This window comes from Colwellia sp. D2M02 (assembly GCF_018860755.1).
In the GTDB taxonomy this organism is placed as follows: domain Bacteria; phylum Pseudomonadota; class Gammaproteobacteria; order Enterobacterales; family Alteromonadaceae; genus Colwellia; species Colwellia asteriadis.
Genome location: NZ_JAHKPW010000006.1, coordinates 1 through 5,663 on the forward strand (window position 1 = coordinate 1; position 5,663 = coordinate 5,663).

Genomic DNA, 5,663 nt, shown 5'->3' on the forward strand with positions numbered 1-5,663 from the left:
TAAGCCGAGCTCAGGTTAATTAATATTACAGTGAAAAAACGCATAAAAAAAAGCTAACCCCATACATAAAATGTACATTGGGTTAGCCTTTATATGCATTAACCAAGCAATGACAGTGTTAGTCATTACTCCCTTAGATTATTTATTAAAATAATGCTCTAAAAAATCATCAAAATTAAGCGTATCTTCATTTTCAATCGCTTGTCTCTCTATGTGCGACTGCTTAGCACTCTCAATAAAGTGCTCTTGTGAATAAAACTGATAATCGCGCTGTATTGCTTGCTCTTGATATTTTTTCGCTTGAGCTAACGAATAATCTGTTAGCTTTTGCTCTTGCACTATCGCTAATATTTGTGCTGATGGCGTTAAATTACTGTCGGTAATTTTGGCCCACTCACGTGTAACCGCTTCAGTGTATTTTGTGCTGTGGTAAGCCTTATCAAGTAAAGTTGCCACTTGCTGCATTTGCTCAAATAATTCATTACCCCACTGTTTTACTGACTTTTCTGTAGCAACGCCGTCAGTATTTATATCAGCGAGTAACAATGCGGGATCACGACCACGCAATACCACCTCATGCATATTTTTTTCATTAACACGCTGGCTTTCACAGTCAAGCTCGTGATCTCCAGCAAAGGCACAAAAGGTTAAAAACACATCTAAAAAGTAAACTTGCTCAATACTGATCCCTGTTTCAACAAAAGGGTTCACATCAAGAGCACGCACTTCAATATATTCAACACCACGTTTGCCTAGTGCTTGAGAAGGTTTTTCACCCGACTTAGCAACACGCTTAGGACGAATAGGAGCATATAGCTCATTTTCAATTTGTAATACGTTGTCGTTAAGTTGCTGATATTTACCGTCAACCTTCACGCCAATTTCGGCAAAATCATTTGATTTTAATTTAATCGCCTGTTGCACGGCCTCAACATAGTCAGCTAAATTGTTATAACAAATTTTTAATGATGATTGCTCGCTGCTGGTATAGCCTAAATCACTCATACGTAAAGAAGTCGCATGCTCTAAATACAAAGCGCCAAATGGTGTTTGTTTAAAAGGTAGCGAGGTTTCTCTACCTTGCAAGAATGAGCGACATATTACCGGTGAACTACCGTATAAATAAGGTATTAACCAGCAAAAGCGTTTGTAATTACGTAAAATTGAAAAATAACCTTCTGAGATAAACTCATCAAGTGGCTGAGTATTTTCATGTAAGCTTTGTTGTAACGTCCAAAAATCACGTGAAAAAGAAAAGTTAAAATGAATTCCAGCAATCACTTGCATCATAGAGCCGTAGCGGTTTTTCAAGCCTTGTCGATAAACCGTTTTCATCGTTCCTATATTAGAACTACCATATTGTGCCAGCTCAATGGCATCAGCATCGCTCACAAAGCAAGGCATACTCATCGGCCATAACCATTCACCTTCAATATTCTCGAAAGTAAACTTTTGAATATCTTGCAGCTGAGCAATAGTTTGCTCTGGTGAGTGACTAACAGGCGTAATAAACTCTAATAATGATTCGGCATAATCAGTGGTGATCTGCTCATGAGTGAGTGCCGAGCCAAGTTGGTGATAATGACCATGAGTAGAGAGTTTTCCCTCGGGCAACACTCGTAATGCTTCTCGCTCTATGCCTCGACCAATACCTGTTAAAGCAGATAAGTTGTCGTGTTGGCTAAAAGCACCGATATAATCGTTTAATGATAATGTCAAAATCGTTCCTGTTTCATTAACTTGAGACGTTATTTATAGTTGCTACGTTAACAGCAAAAGGCTACCAAAAGATATGCACTAAAACATATTAACGTAATTTACGTTATGAAAAAGATAACCCTCAATTAGATATCAACTAAATGAGGGTTAACGTTGTGATTTCAATAGTTCAGAACAACTTTATTATTGCGCTAATGTTAAATCGACAACATCAACATTTAATTTTTCAAGTTGTGGTCTAACTATTTGACCGTCCCCAACCACAATCCATTGCATCGGCTTAGCTAATTCTTCAGCCGCAATAGCATTTAATTGTGCTAGCGTAATATTTTGAATAATTTCAGTTTGCTGCTCACCATAATTAGTGGGTAAATTAAATTGCAGCAACTGTCTTAAAAAGCCACTCTTTTGACTAGGCGTTTCAAAACTTAACGCTTCACTTTGTGAAATAGCTTGGCGCATAAAAGTAACTTCATCATCAGTTAGCCCTTTTTCTTGATAGTTTTTAATTTCATTTTCAATTTCAACCATAGCATCATAAGTGTGCTCTTTTTTCACACTTGCGCCTGCGCTGAAGCTTCCTTGCGTTTTACCACCAGAAAAATAACTCGATGCACCATAGGTATAACCTTTATCTTCACGTAAATTTAGATTAATACGGCTATTAAAAGCACGACCAAGTGGATAGTTCATTAAGCTAGCTTTAAAGTATTCTGAGGTTGCATCATAGGTCATAGCACGGCGAGATAGCTTAATTGACGACTGACTTGCATTAGGTAAATCAACAAAGTACACCTTGTTTGGTGTTACTTCAGGTAAGGTAAAGTCAGTGTTTATGGTATAACTTTGCCCTTGCCATGATTTAAGGCGTTTAAGTTTAGGTAATAAATCCCCCCTACTAACATCGCCAACGACGACTAAGCTTGATTTACTTGGCGAGAAGTATTGCTTATAAAAACCCTTAACATCAGCCAAGGTAATGGTATTTACGGTCGTGATAGTACCGCTATCGGCTAAACCAACACGATTACCTTTACCGTAAGTAACTTGTTTAAAAGCATTACGGGCTAAGGTACGAGCATCTTTATTTCCTTGCTCTAATCCTTGAATGGTTTGATTTTTAACGCGGTCAAAGTCTGCTTGTGCAAACAGTGGATTAAACATCATTTCATGTAATAGCACCAAAGTAGCATCTAGGTTTTTTACTAAACTACTGACACTAATAAAGGTATTACGTCCTGATGCGCCAAAAGATATGTCACTGCCTAATTTAGCAAGCTCATTCGAGAGTGCCTCTTTAGAACGTGCTAAAGTACCTTCATTCATCAAACTTGCGGTTAATTGCGCTAAGCCCGCTTTATCAATAGGGTCTAATAATGGACCGCCTTCAAGGCTTAATAATAAACTTACCGTCGGTGTTTCATTATTTTCGCTGGCAATAACCTCCATGCCATTCGCAAAACTTTCACGCCATAACTCAGGAACTTTCACTTGTGGATTTTCACCCGCACTTGGCATAACGCTACGGTCAAAATCACTAATATTTTTCATAATAGGCGTGTCTAACTCTGCTACGGCTGGCGGGTTACTGACATCAGGTAAGGTAAAGTTATCAGCTTTAGCCACTAGCGCTTCTTGTCCGTGCGGCACTATCGATAAAACCGCAGCGCCTTTACCTTTAATGTATTGATTAAAAACACGCATGACATCGGCTTTAGTCACTTGGTTATAACGTGCCACTTGCTGTTCAGTATAATTAGCATCATCGAGCATAGTTTGGTAATGCGCCAAGTTAGAGACTTTACCCGAAACACTCTGTAAACCATAAATAGTGTCAGTTTCAATACTGACTTTAGTTTTTAACAAATCGTCATCGTTAACGCCACGGGTTTCAAACTCAACCAACGTGTCGTTAATCACTTGCTCAATATTAGCTAATGCTAAACCTTGTTGAGGATTAGGCAAGGCGTAAAAATTCATTTGGCAAACCAACTCTCGACATGGGTGACTGGTACCTGCTTGCACTGCAACACCTGATTTGACTAAATTTTTATAAAGTAGAGAGGTTGGACCGCCACCTAGAATATTCGCAAGCACATCAAGAGCAGGCTCATCATCATGCATACCATAAACCGTTGGAAAACTGATATAAAGCAGTGGTAATGATACGTTGTCGCTAAAGGAGTAATAACGGTTATCTGCTAAGCTCACTGGCGTTTTCGCTAATGGTTCAACTGCAGGTCCTGCTTTAAGTTCACCAAAATACTGGTTAACCCAGGCAAGTGTTTGAGCTTCGTCAATATCACCACCGATAGTTAATACTGCATTATTAGGGCCGTACCAGCGTGAGAAAAACTCTTTTAAGTCGGTAACGGTACCACGATCTAAATCACTCATATAACCAATAACCGGCCAAGAATATGGATGTTCTCGTGGAAATATCATTTGGTTAACGGTTTCATTTAAACGACCATAAGGGCGGTTATCAACGTTTTGTCCTCGTTCATTTTTTACTGTTGCTCGCTGTACTTCAAATTTTTCAGCGGTAATAGCCTCAAGTAAAAAACCCATACGGTCAGACTCTAACCACAACATTTTTTCTAACTGATTTTTAGGTACTGTTTCAAAGTAATTAGTACGATCTGAGTTGGTTGTGCCGTTTAAGTTACCACCACTTTGCGTTACCACTTTAAAGTGCTGCTCATCAGCCACGTTATTAGAGCCTTGAAACATCATATGCTCAAAAAAGTGAGCAAAACCCGACTTACCTAACTGCTCACGCGCCGAGCCAACATGATAAGTAACATCTACATGCACTAATGGATCGGAGTTATCTTGATGAAGAATAACCGTTAACCCATTCGCTAAGGTATATTTCTTAAAAGGAATATTAACAACGCCTTCTTGCGCCTTAACGCTCTCAACTAAACTAACGCCCTGTGGTAGCTCAACGGATGGCTGTTGATAGTTAGTACATGAGGCAATAACGGCAACACTGGCAGCAACAGCGGTAACGTTAAACAATTTTTTAAACGCTGTACCACTAGGTAGTGAAAAATGAGAAAATTTAGACAAAATAGTGTCCTGTAAAAAGAGTAAAAAGGTGAGATTTAAATTATCATAGCAAACATAGCCTTTTAACATCCTATTAATATGTTTAAAATTATTTCAGAGCAGCCCGATTTTATTGTGGTTGATAAAGATATCGGCGTTAATTTTCATGATGAAGGAGATCTTGGCGCTGGGTTGTTTTCTCAAGTCAAAGCGTATTTGCAACAGCAGCATAGTCACAATGAACTTTATCCTGTGCACCGCCTTGATAAAATGACTTCAGGGCTTGTTATTTTTGCAAAAAATCAACACAGCGCTCAACGTTTTGGAGAGCTTTTTGCTAAGCATGATATTGAAAAATATTACCTTGCCATTAGCGATAAAAAACCGACCAAAAAACAAGGGCTAATCAAAGGCGATATGGCGAAAAGCCGCCGTGGAATGTTCAAATTAATGCGCACTATGGAAAACCCAGCAATTACTCAGTTTTTCTCTTACAGTGTTGTGAATAAACAGCGACTTTATTTATTAAAACCGCACTCGGGGAAAACTCATCAATTACGAGTGGCATTAAGTAGTATTGGCGCCCCAATAATTGGTGACCCTCTCTATAATAGCAATTCAGTTGCCGATAGAGGTTATTTACATGCCTATTGCCTTAAATTTACTTATGCTAATACGCCTTATACTTTTATGGCTAAGCCAAGTACTGGCGAGTTATTTTTAGCTGACTCTACCACTCAAGCGTTAGCCTTATTAAATGAACCTTGGCTACTTAATTGGCCAAAACTATAAATAACCATGTAGTGGCATATATGTGCCCTAACTAACCTGAACTCGGTTTAAGAAGTATTTAACAAATTGAAATATAAGAAAAAATTATTCTTCAGAAT

Annotated in this window: 3 protein-coding genes; 1 reads left to right on the forward strand and 2 read right to left on the reverse strand. The window is 38.5% G+C overall.

Annotated elements, in window-relative coordinates:
* Positions 1–138: 138 nt before the first annotated feature.
* Positions 139–1,719: a glutamate--cysteine ligase gene (gene gshA, locus KO495_RS00735; RefSeq protein ID WP_215978482.1), complete on the reverse strand. Its 1,581-nt coding sequence runs from the start codon at positions 1,717–1,719 to the stop codon at positions 139–141.
* Between the two features lie 183 nt (positions 1,720–1,902).
* On the reverse strand, positions 1,903–4,794 hold the full coding sequence (locus KO495_RS00740) for a pitrilysin family protein (protein ID WP_252738734.1): 2,892 nt from the start codon (positions 4,792–4,794) through the stop codon (positions 1,903–1,905).
* A gap of 78 nt (positions 4,795–4,872) precedes the next feature.
* Between KO495_RS00740 and KO495_RS00745 the strand changes: the two genes are divergently transcribed.
* A complete protein-coding gene (locus tag KO495_RS00745) occupies positions 4,873–5,565 on the forward strand; it encodes a TIGR01621 family pseudouridine synthase (RefSeq protein ID WP_215978484.1) in 693 nt (230 codons plus the stop codon).
* The last annotated feature ends 98 nt before the right edge of the window (positions 5,566–5,663 follow it).